The 21,043-nt window shown below is 70.3% G+C and carries 22 protein-coding genes and 1 pseudogene; 10 read left to right on the top strand and 13 right to left on the bottom strand.

Translation table 11 applies throughout. From position 1 onward, the window contains the following. Window positions 1-111 precede the first annotated feature (111 nt). Window positions 112-1,359 (top strand): cation:proton antiporter, encoded by a 1,248-nt coding sequence (locus tag AB0D59_RS31560; protein WP_362572632.1) that lies wholly within the window; start codon window positions 112-114, stop codon window positions 1,357-1,359. Beyond that, the gene (locus AB0D59_RS31555; RefSeq protein ID WP_362572629.1) at window positions 1,356-2,660 is read left to right on the top strand and encodes an ArsB/NhaD family transporter; all 1,305 of its coding nucleotides are present in this window, start codon (window positions 1,356-1,358) and stop codon (window positions 2,658-2,660) included. Before AB0D59_RS31560 ends, AB0D59_RS31555 begins: the two co-directional genes overlap by 4 nt. A 21-nt stretch (window positions 2,661-2,681) precedes the next feature. Here the strand turns inward: AB0D59_RS31555 and AB0D59_RS31550 are convergent, their stop codons facing one another. Next, window positions 2,682-3,164, bottom strand: a complete 483-nt coding sequence (locus tag AB0D59_RS31550; RefSeq protein ID WP_362572626.1) for a CBS domain-containing protein — start codon at window positions 3,162-3,164, stop codon at window positions 2,682-2,684. Window positions 3,165-3,369: 205 nt separating this feature from the next. Between AB0D59_RS31550 and AB0D59_RS31545 the strand changes: the two genes are divergently transcribed. Further along, window positions 3,370-3,990 carry a TerD family protein gene (locus AB0D59_RS31545; RefSeq protein WP_362573011.1) on the top strand — a complete coding sequence of 207 codons (621 nt, stop codon included), beginning with the start codon at window positions 3,370-3,372 and terminating at the stop codon, window positions 3,988-3,990. Between the two features lie 9 nt (window positions 3,991-3,999). Here the strand turns inward: AB0D59_RS31545 and AB0D59_RS31540 are convergent, their stop codons facing one another. Further along, a complete protein-coding gene (locus tag AB0D59_RS31540) occupies window positions 4,000-4,404 on the bottom strand; it encodes an STAS domain-containing protein (RefSeq protein WP_362572624.1) in 405 nt (134 codons plus the stop codon). A 219-nt stretch (window positions 4,405-4,623) separates the two neighbouring features. Continuing rightward, on the bottom strand, window positions 4,624-5,175 hold the full coding sequence (locus AB0D59_RS31535) for a hypothetical protein (RefSeq protein ID WP_362572622.1): 552 nt from the start codon (window positions 5,173-5,175) through the stop codon (window positions 4,624-4,626). 120 nt (window positions 5,176-5,295) lie between these two features. Between AB0D59_RS31535 and AB0D59_RS31530 the strand changes: the two are divergent. Continuing rightward, window positions 5,296-5,625, top strand: a pseudogene (locus AB0D59_RS31530) (flavodoxin family protein); the annotation flags it as partial. Window positions 5,626-5,634: 9 nt separating this feature from the next. Here the strand turns inward: AB0D59_RS31530 and AB0D59_RS31525 are convergent. From AB0D59_RS31525 to AB0D59_RS31515, 3 genes are all read right to left on the bottom strand, one after another. Then, window positions 5,635-7,425 carry a copper resistance protein CopC gene (locus AB0D59_RS31525; RefSeq protein ID WP_362572619.1) on the bottom strand — a complete coding sequence of 597 codons (1,791 nt, stop codon included), beginning with the start codon at window positions 7,423-7,425 and terminating at the stop codon, window positions 5,635-5,637. Window positions 7,426-7,505: 80 nt separating this feature from the next. Further along, a complete protein-coding gene (locus AB0D59_RS31520) occupies window positions 7,506-8,048 on the bottom strand; it encodes a hypothetical protein (RefSeq protein ID WP_362572616.1) in 543 nt (180 codons plus the stop codon). A gap of 269 nt (window positions 8,049-8,317) precedes the next feature. Next, window positions 8,318-8,824: a nitroreductase family deazaflavin-dependent oxidoreductase gene (locus tag AB0D59_RS31515; RefSeq protein ID WP_362572613.1), complete on the bottom strand. Its 507-nt coding sequence runs from the start codon at window positions 8,822-8,824 to the stop codon at window positions 8,318-8,320. A 182-nt stretch (window positions 8,825-9,006) separates the two neighbouring features. On the opposite strand from AB0D59_RS31515, the gene AB0D59_RS31510 reads away from it, so the two are divergent. The 3 genes from AB0D59_RS31510 to AB0D59_RS31500 all read left to right on the top strand — a co-directional run bounded on the left by AB0D59_RS31510 (window position 9,007) and on the right by AB0D59_RS31500 (window position 11,580). Continuing rightward, window positions 9,007-10,095, top strand: coding sequence for a PP2C family protein-serine/threonine phosphatase (locus AB0D59_RS31510; RefSeq protein ID WP_362572610.1), 1,089 nt, complete (start codon window positions 9,007-9,009; stop codon window positions 10,093-10,095). A 34-nt stretch (window positions 10,096-10,129) separates the two neighbouring features. After that, on the top strand, window positions 10,130-10,669 hold the full coding sequence (locus tag AB0D59_RS31505; protein WP_362572607.1) for a MarR family transcriptional regulator: 540 nt from the start codon (window positions 10,130-10,132) through the stop codon (window positions 10,667-10,669). 209 nt (window positions 10,670-10,878) lie between these two features. Beyond that, a complete protein-coding gene (locus AB0D59_RS31500) occupies window positions 10,879-11,580 on the top strand; it encodes a hypothetical protein (RefSeq protein ID WP_362572604.1) in 702 nt (233 codons plus the stop codon). A 23-nt stretch (window positions 11,581-11,603) separates the two neighbouring features. Here the strand turns inward: AB0D59_RS31500 and AB0D59_RS31495 are convergent, their stop codons facing one another. From AB0D59_RS31495 to AB0D59_RS31470, 6 genes are all read right to left on the bottom strand, one after another. Continuing rightward, window positions 11,604-12,344 carry a DUF4142 domain-containing protein gene (locus AB0D59_RS31495; RefSeq protein ID WP_362572601.1) on the bottom strand — a complete coding sequence of 247 codons (741 nt, stop codon included), beginning with the start codon at window positions 12,342-12,344 and terminating at the stop codon, window positions 11,604-11,606. A gap of 114 nt (window positions 12,345-12,458) precedes the next feature. After that, window positions 12,459-13,253 (bottom strand): DUF4142 domain-containing protein, encoded by a 795-nt coding sequence (locus AB0D59_RS31490; RefSeq protein ID WP_362572598.1) that lies wholly within the window; start codon window positions 13,251-13,253, stop codon window positions 12,459-12,461. A gap of 136 nt (window positions 13,254-13,389) precedes the next feature. Continuing rightward, window positions 13,390-13,656, bottom strand: a complete 267-nt coding sequence (locus AB0D59_RS31485; RefSeq protein WP_362572595.1) for a DUF4396 domain-containing protein — start codon at window positions 13,654-13,656, stop codon at window positions 13,390-13,392. A gap of 102 nt (window positions 13,657-13,758) precedes the next feature. Then, the gene (locus AB0D59_RS31480; RefSeq protein ID WP_362572592.1) at window positions 13,759-14,004 is read right to left on the bottom strand and encodes a hypothetical protein; all 246 of its coding nucleotides are present in this window, start codon (window positions 14,002-14,004) and stop codon (window positions 13,759-13,761) included. A gap of 112 nt (window positions 14,005-14,116) precedes the next feature. After that, window positions 14,117-15,796, bottom strand: a complete 1,680-nt coding sequence (locus AB0D59_RS31475) for a chloride channel protein (protein WP_362573009.1) — start codon at window positions 15,794-15,796, stop codon at window positions 14,117-14,119. Between the two features lie 204 nt (window positions 15,797-16,000). Further along, window positions 16,001-17,401 carry an amino acid permease gene (locus AB0D59_RS31470; RefSeq protein WP_362572589.1) on the bottom strand — a complete coding sequence of 467 codons (1,401 nt, stop codon included), beginning with the start codon at window positions 17,399-17,401 and terminating at the stop codon, window positions 16,001-16,003. 341 nt (window positions 17,402-17,742) lie between these two features. Between AB0D59_RS31470 and AB0D59_RS31465 the strand changes: the two genes are divergently transcribed. Together AB0D59_RS31465 and AB0D59_RS31460 are read left to right on the top strand one after the other, a co-directional pair. Beyond that, on the top strand, window positions 17,743-19,029 hold the full coding sequence (locus AB0D59_RS31465) for an FAD-dependent monooxygenase (protein WP_362572587.1): 1,287 nt from the start codon (window positions 17,743-17,745) through the stop codon (window positions 19,027-19,029). Then, complete coding sequence (locus AB0D59_RS31460) at window positions 19,030-19,437, top strand: nuclear transport factor 2 family protein (protein WP_362572584.1); 408 nt, start codon at window positions 19,030-19,032, stop codon at window positions 19,435-19,437. Here the strand turns inward: AB0D59_RS31460 and AB0D59_RS31455 are convergent. Further along, a complete protein-coding gene (locus AB0D59_RS31455) occupies window positions 19,429-19,959 on the bottom strand; it encodes a hypothetical protein (RefSeq protein ID WP_362572581.1) in 531 nt (176 codons plus the stop codon). The genes AB0D59_RS31460 and AB0D59_RS31455 overlap by 9 nt on opposite strands. 135 nt (window positions 19,960-20,094) lie before the next feature. Here AB0D59_RS31455 and AB0D59_RS31450 point away from each other — a divergent pair, with 135 nt between their 5' ends. Further along, window positions 20,095-20,925 (top strand): hypothetical protein, encoded by an 831-nt coding sequence (locus AB0D59_RS31450; protein ID WP_362572578.1) that lies wholly within the window; start codon window positions 20,095-20,097, stop codon window positions 20,923-20,925. Window positions 20,926-21,043 lie beyond the last annotated feature (118 nt).

The raw sequence follows: 21,043 nt of genomic DNA, 5'->3' as shown, positions 1-21,043 counted from the left end.
TAAGCGTTCTGTCAAAGACGTATCAAGAACAGGTAGGGTTTCCACCGGTGTGCCGGGAAGCCTGGTCGGCGAACAGAGGTGTGATCTCTCTTCCGATCGGGGGCGTTTCCGGTGGTGCTCGTCGCTGTCTTCGGGGTGGCGCTGCTGATCGCGGTGCTGCTGTCCGGTCTGGCCGCTCGTACCGTGCTGTCCACCTCCCTCCTCTTTCTCGTCGGTGGGGCACTGGTCAGTGACGGCTTCCTGGGGCTGATCCACATCACGCCGGCCAGCGAGATCGTGTCGGTCACCGCCGATCTGGCCCTGGTCGCGGTCCTGTTCACCGACGGCCAGCACGTGTCCTTCGCCAAGCTGCGGACCAACTGGCGCAATCCCGCCCGCGCACTGGGGCTCGGCATGCCTCTGGCGTTCGTGTTCATGGCGCTGGTGACCCATTGGCTGGTGGGCCTGGACAGGACGACCTCGTTCCTGGTGGGCGCGGTGCTGGCGCCGACCGACCCGGTGTTCGCCTCGGCGATCGTGGGCCGCAAGGAGGTCCCGGCCAAACTGCGCGAGCTGCTCAACATCGAGAGCGGCATCAACGACGGACTGGCCCTGCCCGTCGTGCTGCTCCTGATCGCCGCCGCCGGACCCACCGCCGCCGGTCACACCGACGAGGCGTCGATCGGGCGGATCGCGCTCGAACTCGGCCTCGGCCTGGCCTTCGGCGTGCTGCTCCCGCTGCTCGTGGGGGGTCTCGTACGGTTCCGGCTGCTGGGCGCCGAGCCGAAGCTGCAGCCACTGCTGCCGCTGGCCACCGGCGTCATCCTGTACGGCTTGTGCCACCTCACCCATGCCAACCCCTACCTGGCCGCGTTCTCCGCGGGCGCCGTGCTCGCCGCCGTCTCCCCTGAGGCGAAGGACGCGTTCGAGCCGCTGGGTGAGGCGCTGGCGGAGCTGGCGAAGTTCGCCGCGCTGCTGGTGTTCGGGGCGTTGCTGACGCCGACGCTGTTCGCGGACCTGTCGTGGCGGGGATACGTGGCGGTGGTGCTGGCGACCGTGCTGATCCGCCCGGTGTCGCTGCTGATCTCGCTGACCGGCACCCGATTCGCACGGCGGGAGAAGCTGACCGCTGCGTGGTTCGGGCCGAAGGGTTTCGCCTCGGTGGTGTACGGGTTGCTGGTGCTGCAGTCGGGCATTCCGCACGCCGAGGAGGCGTACACGCTGATCGCGGTGTGCATCGCCTTCTCGATCGTGGCGCACTCCAGCACCGACGTACCCATCGCCCGCATGTTCGATGTCGAGGACCTGGTCGGCATCCCCGACGATGAGCAGGACCCGGCGGACCCGCCGACCGAAGTGGAGAGAAAGGCCGCCGTATGAGCGATTGGCAGAGCTGGGCGGCCGTGGCCGTGTTCGTGGGCGCGTACGTACTGATCATCAGCGAGCGCGTCCACCGGACGGCTGCGGCCCTCGGCGGCACCGGACTGATGCTCGTGATCAGCGCCACCGACGACAAGGCGGCGTTCTACTCCGAGCACACCGGCATCGACTGGAACGTGATCTTCCTGCTGCTCGGGATGATGGCGATCGTCGGCGTGCTACGCCAGACCGGCCTGTTCGAGTACCTGGCGATCTGGTCGGTCAAGCGGGCCCAGGGCAGACCGTTCCGGGTGATGGCGATGCTGATACTGATCACGGCGACGGCGTCCGCGCTCCTCGACAACGTCACCACCGTGCTGCTGGTCGCCCCGGTCACCCTGCTGGTTTGCGAGCGCCTCGCCCTCCCCTCCGCGCCGTTCCTGATCGCCGAGGTGTTCGCCTCCAATATCGGCGGCACCGCGACCCTGGTCGGCGACCCGCCCAACATCATCATCGCCAGCCGGGCCGGACTGACCTTCAACGACTTCCTGGTCCACCTCGCCCCCATCGCCGCCGTCCTGACAGTGGTGCTGCTGGCGCTGTGCCGGGTGATGTTCCGCAAGGTGTTCGTGTACGACGAGGAGCGCGCCGCACAGGTCATGACACTGACGGAACGCGAGGCCATCCGCGACCCACGGCTGCTGTGGCAGGGGCTGGCCGTCCTGGCGCTCGTCGTCGCCGGCTTCGTCCTGCACCCCGTGCTGCACTACGAACCGAGCGTGGTCGCCCTGCTCGGCGCCGGTCTGCTGGTTGCCGTGTCGAAGGTGGACACCCGGGAGGTCCTGGGCGAGGTGGAGTGGCCCACCCTCGCCTTCTTCGCCGGTCTGTTCGTGATGGTCGGCGCCCTGATCGAGACCGGGGTCATCGGCGATCTGTCCCGCGCCCTGGCGGACGCCACCGGCGGCCGGGAACTGGGCGCCACGCTCACCTTGCTGGGCGGTTCGGCGGTCCTGTCCGGAGTCGTCGACAACATCCCCTACGTGGCCACCATGGCGCCCATCACCGCCGACCTGGTCAAGGACATGGGCGGCGCGGCAGACGGCCATCACGTGCTGTGGTGGGCGCTGGCCCTGGGCGCCGACCTGGGCGGCAACGCCACCGCGATCGGCGCCAGCGCCAACGTCGTCGTCCTCGGCATCGCCGAACGCAACCGCCAGCCCATCTCCTTCTGGCAGTTCACCAAGTACGGCCTCGTCGTCACGGCCGCGACCGTGCTGATCAGCGCCCTGTACCTGTGGCTGCGGTACTTCGCCCTGGCCTGAGCCGGCCGCCTGCGAGCCTGCTCAGGCGGTCGGTGTGCTCGCCGCGCCCGCCTTGCCCAGGAGCTCGTGCAGCAGGTGCGAGGCGGTGACGACCCCGAGCAGACGAGTGCCGGCCTTGTCCTTCGTGGCGACGGCGACCAGGGGGCTGCGCACTCGAGCCATCAGAGCGGCGACCTCCAGCGCAGTGTCGTCCGGGTCGGCGATCGGCGGCGCGGGAGCGGTACTCGACAGGCAGTCGCCGACCCGGCGGCCGGCCAGCGCCTGGCAGAGCCGGTCGGCGTGCTGTTCGTCGACGACCGCCGCGAGCGCGGGGTCCTCGACGACGTACGCCGGGACCAGCACCTTGACCATCTGGGAGGCCGGCAGAATCGCCTTCGGCTCCCCCCGTTCATCCAGCACGAGCAGCGCCGGCAGTTTGTGCTCGGCCATTAGCCGCGCCGCCTCCAGGGCGTCGCTGTCGACGCTCACCGACTGGTACTCCACCGCCAGATCACGTGCACGCACGTCCGGCTCCCGTCTTCCCGAAACATCCCTGTGCCCAGGTTCGTACCCGGTCCGCCCGGCGCGCAGGTCATCGGGCAGAAACATACGCAACCTGAACACCATCACGGGTGTCCCACGTCCTACCCTTCCGGACCGGCTGGTGAGACGCGCGTCAAGGGAGCATCAATTCGCTGGTCACAGGCCATACTTCACGAGTGGGGGACGACTGGGCCCTCAGCGGTCCGGTGCGGGGAGGCGACATCCGGTGAGCAGCGTCGGCGAGGGGCTCGGCAAGGTCGAGGTACGGCTGAAATGGGACCCGAGCCCTTTCGGGGAACCGCCCCGGCATCTCGACATCGTCGCCGCGACCTACTCCGCGGACGACCCCCACGGCCGGCCGGAGTACATCGTCCACTACGACAGCCGGTCACCCGACGGCACGATCAACATGACCCGGCACAGCCGGACCGGCCAGGGCTTCGGCTACGTCGAGGTGATGGTGCTGGAGCTCGACCGCCTCGCGGCCGCCTACGGGCGTGTCGTGGTGGGAGTGGTCATCCACCAGGACGGCGGACGCCGGACCTTCGGCGACATCCACAACGCCGGGGTGCTGGTCGTCCAGCGCTACACCGAACTGCTGGCGGACGACTTCGCCCAGGTCGCCGACTCCACCGCCACCACCGTGGCCGAGTTCGTCAGGGACGGCACCGGCGTGTGGGAGATGCACGAGATGGTCGAGGGATCCGACAGCGACCCGGTGCCCTTCACCCTGGAGATGGGCAGCGTGCCCCGGCCTCGCAGCGGCCACACCCCGGAGGACCGTCCGGCCGGAGGGCGTCCCGGCTGACCGCGCCGATCAGAGGCCGCCGCCCGGCTGGGCCGCCAGCACGCGGGCGATACCCAGCTGATCCAGGATCCACCGGGCGTGTTCGTCGGCGTGCGTGACGACCACCCGGGTGCCGTGGGCGCGAGCGGCACGCAGTGCGGCGAACAGCGCTCTGCAGCCGTCCGGGCTGAGATACGTCACCTCGCCGAGGTCGATCTCCAGGACCAGCTGCCCCGCTTCGATCAGCCGGATCAGGCGCAGGCCGGTGGCTCTAGCGCTGCGGGCGTCGAGCTCACCGCGCAGTCGGACGACCTCACATGCACACGGGCCGCGTGCGACGGACCGTCGAAGGAGTCGGGGGAAACACGAGCGGAAGAAGCGCACCAGTGGCTCCGGGCAGCAGGGGACGTCCGCCGACCAGACTTCCCGGCACACCTTCTGTAGACCATATCGGGCCTGACCGCAGGGCGCCTGTTGCCGGACCGCGGGGCGAGCCGCGCGTCCCTGTAGTACGCGTTCGGGAGGGACAGCGTGCGGGCGGGGCAGACGTCGTCCCGCCCGCCCCGGACCTCTCCCCGCCGCTACCGACGACCGTCGTGCGGGCAATCCGGACCGGGGCCGCGGGCATCACGTGCTGTCGGCTCCGAGGCCGCGTCACCCGGTCCTCCACCCTTTTGGGCTGTCGACACGTGCCCATTCCTCGTCCCACCGCTCCAGTCGCCGCCGCTCCAGCCGGAGGCGAAGGAGCTGGGTAACGCCGAGCACAGCGCCGCCCGTGGTCAGGGCGACCAGAATGCCGGTCCAGGCAACCTGGAAAGCCGCATCGACAGGCGCGAGTGGCTCGGACGTCAGACGGCCCTGACGGTCGATCCACACCGTGACCGGCGTCCCGGCCTTCGCACCGGGGTGCACCGTTGTGCGGCCGGTGCGGGTGGAGCCGTCCGGGGCCGTCCAGCGCACGGTGGCCCAGACGCGGCTGTCGTCCGCGGCGGACGCGGATGTCCTGCCCGGCGCTTCCGTGGTGAGGACGGCCGGGGCCGTTCGGCTTTCGGCCCGCTGCCGGTCCAGCCGGTGGTCCACCGCGGATCCCGCCGCAAGACCCGTGACCAGGCTCGCTGCCAGCGCGATGAACCACGCCGCGAGCAGGATCCAGCACTCCACCACATCACTGCGCCGCCTCAGCGGGTTGCGGCGCAGGCGCCACATCCTGACCCTGCCTCCCGGGGACCGCACCATGACCGACACCCCCTTGGGCGAGTGCTGACAGGTCCGTCGTTGCCTCAAGTGTGCTCCCGCCGCGCTTCTCGCGGCCTCGGGGCAAGGGCCGGCGGGTGCCTGATCACCGGTAACGAGGACGGCGTCAAGCACTGCGCCATGAACGTCCTCTACAGCCTCCAGCATCTGGGGTACACGATCCCTCCCCAGGCGGACGCCAGCTGGATCGGTGAGGCGGGTCCCGGACCGTCGTACCTCGATCCGGGGTCGGGCGGCCCGGAGAACGACTTCACCAACCGCAACACCACCTTCATGACCTGGAACCTGCTCCACCTGGCCCGCGCGCTCAAGGACCTCGGTGGCATTCCCGCCTACGGCAACCAGCGCACTGCCTGGGACGCCGGCTGCCGCCGCGACAACGAGAACCCCGAACCCCGTTAGGCAGGGCTCTCACTGGCGGATCGTCACGGTCTTCTCCACGGTGACCTGGTCGATGTCGGACACACGGACGGTCGCTTTCATGGTCCAGGTCCCGGCGACCGGGAGGTTGAGGGTGTCGCTGCCCCAGTAGCCGTGTTCGTCGACGAGGCCCGCGTCCAGCGGGCCGATCGCCCGGTCGGTGTCCGTGAAGGTCAGGCGGAGTTCGGGGATGGTGACGGGGCTGTCGTCGGCGCCGTAGACCAGGGCCTCCACCACGTTCCGGCCGGTCCGGCCCGGCGAGAGGCTGACCTGGACTTTGCCGCGCCCGACGAGGGTGTTGGTACCCGTGTCGTACGGGATCAGGGTCAGGGAGATGTCGGGCTGACCCGGCACTCTGGTCGCGGTGGCGGCCGTCTCGGCGTCCGCCCGACCGGTCTGGGTGCCGGTCAGCAGGGTCGTGAGTACGAGGACCGCCAGGCCGATCGCCACTTCCGCCAGCACGGACCGGCGCAACCCGCGTCGGGGTGCCTGGGAAGTGAGACCCGCCGTGTCGCCTTCCTCGGCCGGGGGAGGGGGGCCGCCGTGGCCTGCCGGGGTCAGGACCCGTCCCTCCTCCGGCGCGGGCAGCAGCCGGGCCGTCCAGCGCCGGGAGTGTGACGCTGCGAAGAGCATCACCAGCACGGCCCAGATCTTGAACGCGAGGATCCTGCCGTAGGGGGTGGTGAACGCCTGCCAGGAACCGAGTCCGCGCCAGGACTGGTACACACCGGTGGCCGCCAGCACGGCCACCGCGGCGAGGGCGATGCGGGAGAAGCGGGCGACGGCGGCGGGCGGTAGCGGATCCTCGGCGGGCGCGCGGTGGAGCGTGACCAGCAGTGCGGTCAGGCCGCCCAGCCAGACCGCCATGGCCAGCAGGTGCAGCGCGGTGGAGGCCATGGCCACGGGTACCTGGATGCCGGCGGCCGCGTGCTCGGCCGTCACCCAGGTCGCGGCCAGGCCCAGCACGAGCACACCGCTCACCGCGACGACGCGCGGTGTGGGCTTCGGCTCCGGCAGCCGGCGCCGCACGAGCACGGCCACCGTCAGGAGCAGGATCAGCCGGACGAGCAGGGCGATCCCCGGCCGGGTGCCCACCGCTTGGCGCAGCGAGTTCACGTCGAGTATCCCGGCCGTCCCGTCACCGCTGTCGTAGGGGCCACGCAGCAGCATCAGCGCGACCGAGGACCCCAGCAGCGCCCACCAGCCGATCGCGAACGGCCGGCGCATCAGCCGCACGGCCGTGACGGACCGCCAACAGGCCAGGACGAACACGGCGACGCCGATCAGCAGCGCCAGACCGCCGTAGGCGACGTAGCGGCCTATGCCGTACAGCGCGTTGACCGTGGGGTCGACGGCCGGTGCGGCGGCGGTCGTGACGCGGGTCGTGGAGGGCTTTCCGACGGAGAACGTGAACGCGCCCGACACAGCGTGGCTGTCCGCCGACACCACCCGCCAGGAAACGGTGTAGGTGCCCTGCCCCAGACCGTCCGTCAGGTTCACCTGGTCGGTGTTGCTCTTGCCGCCCGCGTGGTGCGGACGCCCCGCGGTCACCGGACGCCCGTCCGGGTCGACCACCCGCAGCGAGTCCTCGACCAGGGTGACCGACTCGTCGAACGTCGCCGTGACCTGCTTCGGCGCGGTCTTCAGCACACCACCGTCGCGGGGGTCGCTGCCGGCCAGCGTCGCGTGCGCCGACGCGGGCGCCGCTTCGCCGAGCAGGGCGCCGACGAGCAGGGCGACCACGGCGATCAGCGAACGGGCCTTGCACCTGATGTCGTTCACCTCTGGTAGCCCCACGTGGGTTCTTCGGTTTCCTGCTCTCGGTCCAGCAACACGTACGGACGTGACCCGAGTCGTGCTCATCACCCGGTGCGGGGCGTCGGGGAGGGCGTGCCGGCGTACGCGGAACCCGTCGGTGGGCCGGTGGCGGTCGGTACCCCGTCCGGCAGGACGTCCTCGGACTGCTGTGTGATGCCCTCGTCGGGTCTGCCGTCAGGGAAAGCTGATCGGGTGGGTACGTGGGCAAGGGCACCCACGGCCGCGATGGCGGCGACGACGGCGAGGACACGGCCGGCCCGCCGCCGTCTACCGCGGCCGTCCAGGTCCCGCCAGGCCGTCGCCGTCCACGGATCCTCCGGATCCCACAGGTCGCCGACCGGGTCGCCCATGCGGTTCGGCCCGGAATCCCGCTCCGTCGCCCGGCGGCACCGTCGCGCGGCGGTCCGCCCCGTCGGACGGGAGCGGACACCTGCCGCTCGCTCCTGTGCGGAGGGCTCCCTGGGCGCGGAGGCCCGGATGGCCTGCTCGGTGTCGTCGAGGAATCTTCGCCGGACGGCATCCGGGACGGCCGGACCACTGTCCTCGCCGCCGAGTCCTCCGTTGCCCGCCGGGTGCTCAGCGACCACTGGCTTTCATCTCCATGCCCGTTGCCTTGACCGGGCGTACATCGCGCTGGAGTGGCGTACTGCTGAAGAACGGAGGGGATGGTGAGGCGTGCCCGTCGGGACAGGTCCGTGGGGCCCGTCGGCGGCCGGCGCGCCACCCGAGCCCGTCATCCGTGCCGGTCACTCCTGCGCGGGCGCCGGGCGACCCGGCCGCCGACTCGGCCCCCTGGGGGCAATGATTGCATGATGCAAAATTTAGCGCCAGTCTCGGGTCACGGTGGGCCTGCGGGTCATGTCGGGCGAAATCCTGGGGCGGCCTCCAGGAGGACGAAGGGGATGCCTCTTCCGGCCTCCCGGTACCCCGCATCGGTGCCGTCGGGTGTGAATCCCATGAAGGCGCAGAGCCGACGGGCGGTCCGGGGGTGGCGACGTGCGTAGCGGGCCATGATCTCGGCGCCTTCGTCCGGTGGGAGGAAACGGGCCGTGACGGCGTGCCGGCGGCTGCCCACCTCGATCAGCGTCTTCGGATCCGCACGCAGATTGCGGTACCAGGCCGCCCTCGGCCCGAAGCCGGACGCGACGGTCCAGCTGCCGCCGGCCCGATCGTGCTCCACCACTTCGAGAACGGCTCGGCGCTGGAGTCCGGTCACGCGGCCCGTGTGATGCAGCAGGAGCAGCCGTTTACCGAAGGCCCAGCCCAGCCCGCAACGGAAGAGCAGTATCGGCAGCCGTGCGGCCAGGCGCCGCCAGCCGACGGGAAGCGCGGGCCGGTCCGGTGGGGTCTGTCTGCCAAGCATGGCCGCCTTCCGGGATCGGGTACGTCGGCCACGGTGACTCTCGGCCTCTCCTGGGTAAAGGGCCGGGAATGAGGCCCGCTTCGACGTGCAAACTCTTGCATAGTCTAAAAACGGGGAGGGGTGCCTGCGCCAGAGGTCCTGGAAAGGTGGCTCCTGAGACCGCGGTACCGCTGGAGGGCGTCATGACCGAACACAAGCCGACGTCCCGGTCCGCCGTGCTGTCCTGGATGCCGGTGGCGGTGATGGTTGTCGTGGCCGGGGCTGACCTGGTGTCCGGGCCTGGTGTGGGGTTCCTGCCGCTGGTGTCGCTGGGGCCGGCGTTCTCCGGGCTGGTGGGAGGGTGGCGGCGTACGGCGCTGATCGGGGCGGTGGCGCTGCTGCTGTGCGTGGGGCTGGGGATGTACGACGGGCTGTTCGAGGAGCGCCGTGGGTTCACGGCTATGGCGTCGGTGGCGGGGGTCACCGGGGTGGGTGTCGCGGCCGCGGTGGCGCGCTCGCGCCGGGAGGCGGAGCTGGCCAGTGTGCGTTCGATCGCGGAGGTGGCGCAGCGGGTGCTGCTGCGGCCGGTGCCGCGGACCGCGGGGCCGTTGCGGGCGGCGGTGTCGTACACCTCGGCGGTTGCGGAGGCGCGGATCGGCGGGGATCTGTACGAGGTGGTCGCCTCCCCGCACGGGATCCGGGTGATCGTGGGGGACGTACAGGGCAAGGGGCTGGCCGCGGTGGAGACGGCGGCCGTGGTGCTCGGTGCCTTCCGGGAGGCGGCCCACGACGAACCCGATCTGGTGGGGCTGGGGGAGCGGCTTGAGCGCAGTGTGGCCCGGGAGTTGGAGGGCGAGAAGTTCGTCACGGCGGTGCTCGCCGAGATCGGCTCCGGTCACGAGGTCGTCTTCCTCAACTTCGGCCATCCGGCGCCGATGGTCGTGCGGCAGGACGGCAACGTCGACTTCCCGCAGCCGCCCGCGTACGCGCTTCCCCTCGGGCTGGGCGCCCACGGGGCCGAGGGACCCGAGCCCTACCGGGTGGCCTTCGCGCCCGGCGACCAGCTCCTCCTGTACACCGACGGTGTCACCGAGACCCGGGACGCCCGGGGCTCCTTCTATCCCCTCGGCGACCGGGCCGACCTGCTCAAGGAGCCCGAAGCGGACCAGGCCCTGGAGGATCTGCGGGAAGACCTGGTCAGACATGCCGACGGGCCGCTCCACGACGACGCCGCGATGCTGCTCCTGCGGTACCACGGTCATGGAGAAGGAAAATCTGTTCCCATCACGTGAGAGAGCGCCGACTTCGGCACGGTAAAAAGGACCTATGCCGGAGCACGAGACCCCAGCGGGGGCCATGGACGACGTCGACGCGGTCACCAGGGCGGTGCTGACCGCCTCCCGCCTGCTGGTGGCGGTCTCCGCCCGTTCCCTCGGCGAGGTCGAGGAGCGGGTGACCCTGCCGCAGTTCCGGATGCTGGTCGTGCTCGCCACCCGGGGTGCCACCAAGCTGGTGGTGCTGGCAGACCTCCTCCAGGTGGCGCCGTCCACCGCGATGCGCATGGTCGACCGGCTCATCGCGGCCGGGCTCGCCGACCGCCAGACCAACCCCGACAACCGCCGCGAGACCCTGCTCCAGCTCACCGACGAGGGCCGGCGCACCGTCGAGCACGTCACCGCCCGGCGCCGTTCCGAGATCGCGGCGATCGTCGCACGGCTCGGGCCCACACAGCGGCTCGCGCTGATCGAGGCTCTGGGCGCCTTCAACCGGGCGGGCGGCGAGCCGCCGGCGACCCCCGCCGCCGACAACCCGGATCCCCACCCGCTCGGCTGGGCCGTGGACGAGGCGATGGTCCACGACATGTGACCCGCACGGGCAGGAACCGCAGTGCGCGGCCGACCAGGCCCCGTTTTCGGACACATCTTTTCCGGATCACGCTTGTCTTGCATAATGCAAGGGAATTGTGAACACCGGCCACGCGACCCGCTTTGGGGCACGTGTCGTGCGCGCATGTCCGGCCGGGACAGCGCGGCCGCACGGCACGGACGCCGGAAGTGTGAGGGAGGACGCGGGGGATGGCACTGGTGCGCCGTACGCGTCGGGCTTGGCCGTCCGCCGACTCCCACCTCCTGACGCATCTGCGCACCACAGTGTGGGGGCCCGCCGAGTTCGTGGGCCTTCCGCCGTGGTGGCTGGTCGCGGAGGGACTCCTCGCGGGGCTCCTCACCGCCGGGGCCGTCCTCGGCACGACGCTCTACGGCGCCTGGACGGGCCGCCCCTCGCTCGCCGATGGCGAGGGGGCCCTGGCGTGCGCGGCGGCGCTCGCGCTGTATCTCGTATCCGTCGGCGCTGGGCGTGCTCTGGTCGGCATCGTCGTGCTGCTGGGTGTCTGTCTCGCGCTGCACGCTCCGCAGTCCGCGGCCGGCGTGGTGCTGGCGGAGCGCGGACGGGTGCAGTCCGTGACGGTGACCTCGGTCGAGGACGGGGCCACGGACGGCGGGCGGGGCCGGTACCTGTGCTCGGTGCGGGACGCCGACGGTGTCCCGCTCAAGGTCCGGATCTGGCGCGGCTGCGGAGGGACGACCCGCCCCGGGGACGCGATCGCGCTCGTGTTCGACCCTGAGGGGCGGGTGCCCCCGCGCGGAGTGGAGGCGGGATCGGGCGGACTGCAGCCGTTGCGTGGCGTGACACCGTGGGTATCCGCTCTCGTCGTCGCGAGCATGGTCGCGGTCGTCCGCTCCTACCGGCTTTCCCGCCCTGCCGACGCGAAGCGCTGAGGGCCCCCGCGGCCTGCCCTTGATCACCCAGCCGACGGGGTGGGTGTCGGCGAGGCGGTGTTGATACCCAGGTCGGGGCGTGGGGTGAGGACGACGATGGGGGCGCCGGGCTGTGCGGCGGGTGGGGTGAGCTGGTCCTTGGGGAGCTTGGGCGGGGTGGTCTGCTGGAAGTTGACCTGGTCGAAGTTGACCACGCCGGTGTTCTCCAGGACCGTGATGTGGTCCAGGACCGTGTCGTTGGCCAGGTCGGCGAGTTGACGCACCAGGGTGTTGGTGGTGCTGGCGCGGATCTTGGCGATGGTCGGGAAGATCTGGCCGTGGGTGACGCGCATGATGTTCGCCGAGGTGGAGTCGAACTGTCGGCCGGACTGCGCCGCCGAGGTAGCGACGAACTGTTGCTGTTGCGGGGTCGCCTGGTTGGGCAGCGTGATGTTCAGCATGGGTGCGATCTTGCGGCACAGCTCGTCCAGCCCGGCGTGCCCCACGATCAGGTGCTTGCCCGCCTCTTTCATCTCCGCCGTCGAGCCCTTCTCCAGCGCGAGTTCTCCCAGGGGGTACTCCCACAGCCCTGCCGACCGGACCTTGACGACGAAGTCGCGGTCCCCTTCGGTCAGCGGTCCCCACTGGGTGTTGGCGATGATCCGGAACGGATCGGAGGACGTGGTCTGCACGCCGAGCATGCTCGGGTAGACGAGGGCGGCCAATGTGGCGGTGAGCGCCCCGCCGACGACGAGGGCTCCGATCGTGTTGCGGGCAATGGGCATGATTCCTCCTGGCGCGAGTAAAGCGTTCGTCAAGAGGTACGCGGGAGTCACGCCGACCGATCATTGCGCAAGGTAAAACTTGCACGCTGCCATACAGTGGCCGGTCGGGCCGTGTCATCCCGCGGTCGGCGTCGGAGTCGGCGTGGGCGTCGGGGATGTCGCGGAGGAGCCCTCCGAGGTGACGGCCGGACCCGTCGGCACTCCCTCGGTCGACAGCCCGGGGGGCACCGTGAGGACGACCTGGGGTGCCCCCGCCTGCGGCACCGGGGGAGTGACCTGGGCGGACGGAAGCTTCGGCGGGGTCGTTATCTGGAAGTTGACCTGGTCGAAGTTGACCAGTCCGGTCTTCTCCATCTGTGTGATGTGGTCCAGGACCACGTCGTTGGCCTGGTCGGCCAACGCGCGCACGAGGGTGTTCTCGGTCGTGGAGCGGACCTTCGCGATGGTGTTGAAGATCGACCCGTGCGTGACGCGCAGGATGTTGGCGAAGTCGGTGTCGAACTGCTTGCCCTTGTCCGACTGGAACGTCGCGAGAAAGCCCGCCTGCTGTGGCGTCGGCTGGTTGGGGATGGTGATGTTCAGCATGGGTGCGATCTTCCGGCAGCTGGCGTCGAGCGCCGCGTGCCCGATGACCAGGTGCCTTCCGGCTTCCCGCACGGCCGCGGTCGTCCCCTTCTTCATGGCCAGATCCCCCGAGGGCCCCTCCCAGAGCCCGGCGGAACGCACGAAGACGACGAAGTTGCGGTCGGACTCGGTGAGTGGCCCCCACTGGGTGTTCGCGATGATCCGGGACGCGTTCGAGGAGGTGGTCTGGATGCCCAGCATGCTCGGATAGACGAGGGCGGCGAGGGTGGCGGCAAGTGCCCCGCCGACGGCGAGGGACCCGATCGCGTTGCGTGAGATGGGCATGATGCCTCCTGGTGCGGACCGTGTGGCTGTCCGGATGTACGGAGGCGACAGGGAAAGAAGACCTTTGCTCTAGGTAAAGATTGCATGATGCCATCTAGGTCGAGTGCCGGATCGGGTCCAGTTCGGGCAGGCGCGGTCACATCCGCTCTTTCCGTCCGGCGCGTATGAGCCGGCCGTTGGCGGGCCGGGCCGTGAAGAAGCCCACGATCGTGGCGAGTCGCATCAGTGGCCGGTATGCGGCCGTGGTCTTCGCCAACTCCGGCGCGAAAAGCGCCTCCTGGTAGACGCGCCTGCCCGCCAACAGGTCGATCCGGAACGACGCGATGGAGAACTTGTCGGCCTTCACGGCTTCCCGCAGTCCCTGGGTGACGCCGATGTCGCGCGTGGGGCGATGGTGAAGCACCGGAAACCGATGCCGAGCAGCCAGGCGCGGGCGAAGCCGGTCAGGCACCCCGGCCCGGTGCTTCCAGCCAGTCGGGCGGTTGATGATGTGGCCGCATCCTGGTCACGTCTCGTATAGGTGTGCCGTCGCCACCCGTCCCGGCCGCATGATGCGTATCTTGCGGCGCTCGCAGGCAGGGCAGCGGGGTGACTGCAGCGGTGACGGGACGGCCTTGTCGTCGAGGTGGTACGTGGCGATGATCCGCCCCTGGTCGTCCACGGTCACGTCGATGTCGTACGTGGCCTCCCAGCCGTGTCCGCAGTCGAGGCAGGCGAACGAGTAGGAGCGCCGGGTGTGCTCGCTGTGCATGGCACCTCCCTGGAGTGCTGTCACCCTTCGAGGCCCCCGTACCCATTCTTGCACACTGCAAAATAAGGGGTGGCGGGCGCCGGAACCGGGCGGACCGCGTCCGGTCGTCCCCTCAGGCCGTCGTGTGCACAGCGCGCAGCGCGCTCTGGTGGCTGAGCCAGCCCAGCGGTTTTCCCTGCTCGGAGTCGAGGACCGGTACGCCGGTCCCCCCGGCCGACAGCAGGGTGTGCAGGGCCTGGGCGAGCGGCTGGTCGGCCACCACGGGCAGGGGTGCCTCGGCGAGCTGTCCGACGCGGGTCGGTGCGTTGTCCGGCTGTTCGGCGAGTGCCTCGGCCACCGCCTGGGCGGTGACCACGCCGACATAGGCCCCTCCATCGTCGACGACCGGGAGCGCGCCGTGGCCCGAGAGGCTGAGCAGATCGGCGGAGTCCGCGAGCGTCGTCGATGCGGACAGCGGGGACGGCAGGGGTTCCATCACGGCATCCACCCGCTGGGTGCCGATCCGCGCACCCGGGGCGGGTCCTTCCAGGTCGATGCCCCGCCGTCGCAGCTTGAGGGTGTAGATGGTGTCCCGGGTCAGCAGGCGGCTTGCGGCGGTGGCCAGGACGATCGCCAGCATCAGCGGCAGGATGATCGAGTACTCGCCGGTGAGCTCGAAGAGGATCACCACGGCGGTGATCGGTGCCCGTGCCGCGCCGGCGAACACCGCTCCCATGCCGACCAGCGCGTAGGCGCCGACCGCGCCGGCCGATCCGGGCAGCAGGTGGTGGACGACTGTGCCGTAGGCGGAGCCGAGCATCGCCCCGATGAACAAGCTGGGTGCGAAGACGCCGCCGGAGCCGCCGATGCCGATGGTCAGGCTGGTCGCCAGCATCTTGCCCACCAGCAACAGCAGCAGGAAGCCGATCGCGTAGCCGCCCTCGGTCGCCTTCTGCAGGACCGGGTAGCCGACGCCGTACATCTGTGGCAGGAGCAGGAGTACCAGTCCCAGTGCCAGTCCGCCGACCGCCGGCCGCAGCCACTCGGGGCCGCGCCACAGCCAGTCGCAGGCGTCCTCGACCAGGTACAGGAACCGGGAGAACCCTACCCCGACCACCGCGGCCCCCACCCCGAGCGCCGCGAACAGCCCGTACTGGGCCAGGTGATCCACCCGGAAGCCGGGAAGCCGCAGGAAGGCGGTGTTTCCGAAAGCGGCGCGTCCGATGACGCTCGCGGTGACGCTGGCCAGCACGGTGGCGCCGAAGGCTTCCGCGCTGAAGGTGCCCAGGATCAGCTCCATGGCGAAGAAGACCCCGGCCAGCGGTGCGTTGAAGGTGGCCGCGATGCCGCCCGCGGCGCCGCACGCGACCAGCAGTTTCATCCGGCCCTCGGTCACCTTCGCCATACGGCCGAGGGTGGAGCCCAGCGCTGAGCCGATCTGCACGATGGGGCCCTCGCGGCCGACCGAACCGCCCGAGCCGATACACAGGGCGGAGGCGAGCGTCTTGACCACTGCGACCTTGGGGCTGATCCGCCCGCCGCGCTGGGCGACGGCCAGCATCACCTCCGGCACCCCGTGTCCGCGCGCCTCCTTGGCGAACCGATTCACCAGGGGACCGTAGAGCAGGCCGCCCGCTACGGGCGCGAGAAGAACGAAGTACGGGCCGAGCCAGGGCACGTGCGGATTGACCGCGCCGGGGGAGGCCGCGTAGTCCGCATGGCCGGAGAAGAGACGGGTGAACGTCTTGAGGCACCAGCGGAAGACGATCGATCCCGCACCGGCCCCGGCGCCGACCACGACGGCCAGCGCCATCATCACCCAGGGCGCGGTGCGCACCGCAGGAAATCCCAAGGCTGGTCTGGCACCGCTCGTCGTACTGCTGGGCACGTGCTTTCCGCCTGTCGCCGCTCGTATGGCACTCATCGCATCCCCTTCATACCTTTGCATTATGCAAAACGAGTCAAGGGGGTGGTGTCGCGGGTGGTGCCCGAGGCGGCGTATTGCGCCCTGTGAGAGTCAGTCCGCTTCGGCGCGGGCCTCGACGTCCTCGATGTCCGTGGGCCGTCCGGCCCGCGTCCACCGGGCGTACAGGGCGCCCGCGACGAGCAGGGTCGCGGCCAGGGAGAGGACGGGCCAGCCGCGCAGCAGGTTCACCGTGAGGGTGAAGGCGACGGCCACGGCGGCGAGGCCGTTCATCCAGGCCAGGGCCGCCTTCCGCTCCCGGTGGGCGAAGCGTGCCATGGCGAGCAGGCCGACCAGGAAGCTGACGAAGACGGCGACCGCGTAGAACAGGACGAGTTCCTGTTCCTGGCCGGCCGCCGCGACGATGATCAGTGCGGCGGCGGCCAGGTAGGCCACGACCGACCAGTACGGGGTGTGGTGGCGGTTGGTGCGGCCCAGTACCGGCGGCAGGACACCGGGCCGTTCGGCGGTACCGGACAGGGCCTTCAGCAGTCCGGGTCCGGCCTGGAAGGAGGAGCTGGCCGCGGCGAGCAGTAGCAGCGAACTGGTCAACTGGAAGGCGCCGTACAGCCAGCCCGGTCCGGCGGCGGCGTGCGCGATGTCGGCGATCTGGGTGGAGTCGGAGCCGGGGATGCCGATGTGCAGGCGCACGGCGAGGGCGGTCAGGGCCAGGGTGAGTCCGCCGACGATGACCAGCAGCAGGGCGAGTGTGCCCCGGCCGAAGCGACGGCGGTGGGTGTCATCGAGCTGGCCGAGCTGGGCGATCGCGGTGGACGGTGCCTCGATGCCGGTGGCCAGGGCCATGGCGACCGGGAAGGCCAGGACCACCGCCAGTGCGGCGGAGCGGCCTGGGTCGGCCGAGGTGGCCGCATGGCCGGTGACGTGTGGGGACGTGAAGCCCAGGACGAGAACGGCCACCGAGATCACGACGAAGGCCACGGTCATGACGGCGAACAGCAGCCGCCCGCCGTGCCCGAACCAGGTCAGCCCGGCCACCACCAGGAGCAGCAGCAGCGCGAGCGGGATCCGGTACGGGGCCAGGGCGGGGAAGAGAGCGATCACCGCGCTCGCGGCGGCCGCGATCGAGATGCCGATGGTCAGCACGAAGTCGACGACCAGGGCGCCGATGGGCAGGAACGTCCAGCGGGCGCCGAACGCCCGCCCGGCAGCCGCTGCGGCGCCGCCGCCCTTGGGGAAGCGCCGTACCAGCTGCCAGTAGTTGGCGGTGACCAGTACGACGAGCCCGATGACCAGGCTCATTGTCGGAAACAGCAGCGCGAGGTCACCGTGCAGGGCGCGCAGCGCCGCCTCGATCGCGTACGCGACCGAGGAGACGGGGTCGGCGATTACCGCGAAGGCGAACGCGAAGAACAGGACGGAACGGCGGGGGCCGCGCCGGTCCGGGGCGAGGGGCGGGGCGTTCGAGGCGACGGCAGCCGACTTCGATGGGGGCACGGGAAGACCTTCCTTGACGTCCGTTAGTACGCACGACGGACGAGTCACCAGGGACACTTCGCCGACCAGTCTTCCCGGCACACCGCGTTCGACCGTACGTCAAAAAGGCATCAGTCCGGCGTCAGGGAATCGTCAAGATCTTGGATTCAGCCCATGAAGCCGGTTAAGACTGCCCTTCCAGCCGCTGCGTGTCGTGTCGGCGGGTGTGAACCGCCCGGGCGCCTTCCGTCGCACCGCCAACCAGCCCTGCCTCCTTGACGCCCAAGCTTTGCATAGTGCAAAAGTATTGGTGGGGTGGGTACACCCCGGTCCTCCCGAAGTGGAAGAGGCGACGCACACCGATGAGAGCAGTGATCTGCGGAGCCGGTATCGCCGGGCTCGCGCTCGCCGGCCGTCTGCACAACGCGCTCGGCTGGGAGGTCGTGGTCCTGGAGAAGGCGCCGGGCCCCCGCACCGAGGGATACATGATCGACTTCTTCGGTCCTGGCTATGACGCCGCAGAGGCCATGGGAGTCCTGTCCTGGCTGGAGGAACTCAGCTATCCGATCTCCGGGGCCACCTTCGTCGACGACCAGGGCCGGAGCCGTGCCCATCTCGGCTACGACCGGTTCGCCCGGTCCCTGGACGGGCGTCTGCTGAGCATCATGCGGCCCGACCTCGAACTCGCCCTGCGAGAACGCCTGTCCTTCGCCGTCGGCCTGCGCTTCGGCGTCAGCCCGGCACGCGTCGATGCCACCGCCTACGGTGTCCGCGTCACGCTCACCGACGGCAGCAGCCTCGACGCGGACCTTCTCGTCGGGGCCGACGGCATCCACTCCACGGTGCGGGCGCTGGCCTTCGGCGACGAACGACGCTACGTACGCCACCTGGGCTACCACACGGCCGCGTTCACCTTCGCCGACCCCGAGGTGCATGCGGAACTCGGCGACCGGTTCTGCCTCACCGACACCGTTGGCAGGCAGATGGGCCTGTACGCACTGCGGGACGGCAAGGTCGCCGCGTTCGCCGTGCACCGTGCCTCCGATCCCCGCCGGCCCGAGGACACCCGTGCCGCTCTGCACCACGAGTACCGCTCACTGGGCTGGCTCGTGCCCCGCGCCCTGGCAGGCTGCCCACCGTCCCCTCAGGTCTACTACGAGCAGGTCGCCCAGACCGTCCTGCCGTCCTGGAGTCGCGGCCGGATCGTCCTGGTCGGTGACGCCTGCCACGCCGTGTCCCTGCTCGCCGCGCAGGGTGCCTCGCTGGCGATCGCCGGCGCCTATGTCCTCGCCGACCAGTTGGCCGGATCCCGCAGTGTCGAGGAGGCACTCGCGGGATACGAACGCCTGTGGCGCCCGGCCGTCAACCGCAGGCAGCGCTCCGCCCGCAGGACCGCCCGCTGGTTCGTCCCCGCCACCCCCCGGCAACTGCGGCTGCGCCGAATCGCCCTGTGGCTCGCCGACCTCCCGGTGACGGGCAACGTCGCAGGCACGGCACTCGCCGGCAGGCAACGGCCGTATCTGCGTCAACTCGCCGCGGTGCCAGCCTGGTCGAGAACGGCGAAGTCGACAGGACCACGCTCACGTCCGGCCAAGTCGACCCGGTTGGCTCGGAGTTCCGGCGAGCAGACCCAGCGGGCGGAGAGTTAGATGCCATCAAGCACCGGGCCCGGCCCGAGCCTCGTCACCGCTCGCCTGCGCGAAGCCCTGGAAACCGCCGACTGCCCGCTGCTGGCCGATCTCCTGCACCCGAACGTGCACTGGAGTCCTCCCGAAGGAGGCGAGGCCGGCTGCCACACCCGCTCCCACGTGCTGAGCCGATTTTCCCGCTTGCACGCGCTCGGACTGCGGGTGAGCGCCGAGGAGACCTTCACCTATCCGATGGCCGCCGTCCTCGGGCTGCGGATTCTCGGCACGGTGCCGCCAGCCGCCCCGCAGAGCGTGGGCTACCACGTCTTCGGCGTCACCGGCGGCCTGATCACACGGATCACCGGCTACACGGACCGCGCCCAGGCGCTGGAGGCGGCCTTCGCCGGGACCACCGGCAGGTCAGGCTGAGGAGACCCGGGCCTGGAACCGGATCAGTCCGGCCACGCCGAACTGAAGGACCACGGGCAGTGTGTGTCGCGCGCTGATGCCGCGCACGTGATGTAGCAGGACGCGCGGTCCGTCCGTGGCGCCGAACGTGACGCTGGTCCCGCTCGTCACCAGGATTCCGGCGGTGGAGAGTGATCCGTCGCCCTCGGCGGACTTCCCTCCGACGAGCTCCCCGCGTCTGCCGTCGGGGGTGGCGACCATACCGAGGTGTTCGGGGACGCCGTCGTCGTTCCGGACGGTCATGGCAAGCGAGCCGTCACCGAAGCGGTCGAGACGCGCGACGGCGCCCGTGACCGTCAGGTCGACCTCGCCGGCAACGACCACATGAACGCTGCCGGGAGCGGCCGTACCACCGGTACTCGGGGAAGCGGCGTCGGCAGTGTGGGCGGAGGAGTTGTCCGCGCAGCCCGTGGTCGCAATGGCGAGCGCCACGTACAGGGATGCGACGAGAAGGGTGCGGCTAGGCGGTGATGTGCCTGTCATCTTTGCAGTATGCCAATATTGGCTCGGGAGGCGGCGGCTGCCTTGGCTGTCCGAGCGGGATACCGGAATGCGGTCCTCGGGGCAAAAGGCGCACAGGCCGCCGGCGGCGCGGACACCGACGGAGTGGGGGGTGCCATGGGACTGGCCATGTGCCCGTTGTGCAGTGACGACGAGGATGTCGAACTGGTCCGCACCCTGGACGACGGACGCCGGCTCGTGAAACACCGGTGCGGCTACGAATGGGAACACGGCGAGCCCGTCCACCCGAAGAAGGAGCAGGTCCGCTCCTTCGGCGACCTCAAGGCCCGCTTCCCGAAACCCGAGGACGTCGAGTCCCGGTGGCTGGAACGAGCGGCCCGGCTCAAGGCCGAGTACCTGGCCACCAGGCCCGACTTCGACCCGCAGGTCGCCGCCTACTGGGCGAAGTACCAGCAGGTCTTCTCCCCGGACGGGTTGAGCACCTGTGACCCCAGGGTCCTCAAGGATTTCGCCAACTCCGATGTCGGAGCCCACCCCGGCAACCAGGCCACCTTCAACTCCGCCTGGAACCTCATGGGCGACGCCGCGGCGGGAGAGTCGACCCGCAGCACGATCGAGTACCTCCTGTACGGGCCCGACGAGGTACCTCTGGAAGAGCGGCTCCAGCACCTGCTGTCAGGGGTGAAGCCGTTCACGATGACCGGCTTCAAGGAGGCGCTTCTCACCAGAGTTCTGTGCGTGGTGCAGCCCGAGCGGTTCCTGTCGATCCTCAAGTACACGACGCTGGCGGGCGGCAAGCGCGAGATAGCCCGGGCCGTGTACGGACTCGAACTGCCGGCACCCGAGTCGGTGAACTGGACCCTCGGCCGGCTCATCCTCTGGAGCAACGACCTCCTGCACACCCTCGTCGGCGAGGGCTTCGCCAACCAGCAGCACTCCGCCGCGTTCCTGTGGTGGGCCAAGGACCAGCCAGGGGAATCCGGATAGACCGGCCGTCGCGTGGACGCCTATGCGGCCCTCCTTGCCATGGGCAGTCGCAGTCGTCGCCGACTGATGACCGAGCCTGCCGTGGTCAGTGCGGCTGGGAAGCGCTGACGCCTCGGCC

Origin of the sequence: Streptomyces sp. NPDC048417 (assembly GCF_040651615.1) — a bacterium.
GTDB lineage: Bacteria > Actinomycetota > Actinomycetes > Streptomycetales > Streptomycetaceae > Streptomyces.
This window is presented reverse-complemented; position numbering and strand designations above follow the sequence as displayed.

Excerpts from the sequence above, each read along its gene's own strand:
- AB0D59_RS31555 (WP_362572629.1), top strand. The coding sequence starts at position 1,356 with ATGAGCGATTGGCAGAGCTGGGCGGCCGTGGCCGTGTTCGTGGGCGCG.
- AB0D59_RS31535 (WP_362572622.1), bottom strand. The coding sequence starts at position 5,175 with ATGTGGCGCCTGCGCCGCAACCCGCTGAGGCGGCGCAGTGATGTGGTG.
- AB0D59_RS31515 (WP_362572613.1), bottom strand. The coding sequence starts at position 8,824 with ATGCTTGGCAGACAGACCCCACCGGACCGGCCCGCGCTTCCCGTCGGC.
- AB0D59_RS31510 (WP_362572610.1), top strand. The coding sequence starts at position 9,007 with ATGACCGAACACAAGCCGACGTCCCGGTCCGCCGTGCTGTCCTGGATG.
- AB0D59_RS31505 (WP_362572607.1), top strand. The coding sequence starts at position 10,130 with ATGCCGGAGCACGAGACCCCAGCGGGGGCCATGGACGACGTCGACGCG.
- AB0D59_RS31500 (WP_362572604.1), top strand. The coding sequence starts at position 10,879 with ATGGCACTGGTGCGCCGTACGCGTCGGGCTTGGCCGTCCGCCGACTCC.
- AB0D59_RS31495 (WP_362572601.1), bottom strand. The coding sequence starts at position 12,344 with ATGCCCATTGCCCGCAACACGATCGGAGCCCTCGTCGTCGGCGGGGCG.
- AB0D59_RS31490 (WP_362572598.1), bottom strand. The coding sequence starts at position 13,253 with ATGCCCATCTCACGCAACGCGATCGGGTCCCTCGCCGTCGGCGGGGCA.
- AB0D59_RS31480 (WP_362572592.1), bottom strand. The coding sequence starts at position 14,004 with ATGCACAGCGAGCACACCCGGCGCTCCTACTCGTTCGCCTGCCTCGAC.
- AB0D59_RS31475 (WP_362573009.1), bottom strand. The coding sequence starts at position 15,796 with ATGGCGCTGGCCGTCGTGGTCGGCGCCGGGGCCGGTGCGGGATCGATC.
- AB0D59_RS31465 (WP_362572587.1), top strand. The coding sequence starts at position 17,743 with ATGAGAGCAGTGATCTGCGGAGCCGGTATCGCCGGGCTCGCGCTCGCC.
- AB0D59_RS31460 (WP_362572584.1), top strand. The coding sequence starts at position 19,030 with ATGCCATCAAGCACCGGGCCCGGCCCGAGCCTCGTCACCGCTCGCCTG.
- AB0D59_RS31455 (WP_362572581.1), bottom strand. The coding sequence starts at position 19,959 with ATGACAGGCACATCACCGCCTAGCCGCACCCTTCTCGTCGCATCCCTG.
- AB0D59_RS31450 (WP_362572578.1), top strand. The coding sequence starts at position 20,095 with ATGGGACTGGCCATGTGCCCGTTGTGCAGTGACGACGAGGATGTCGAA.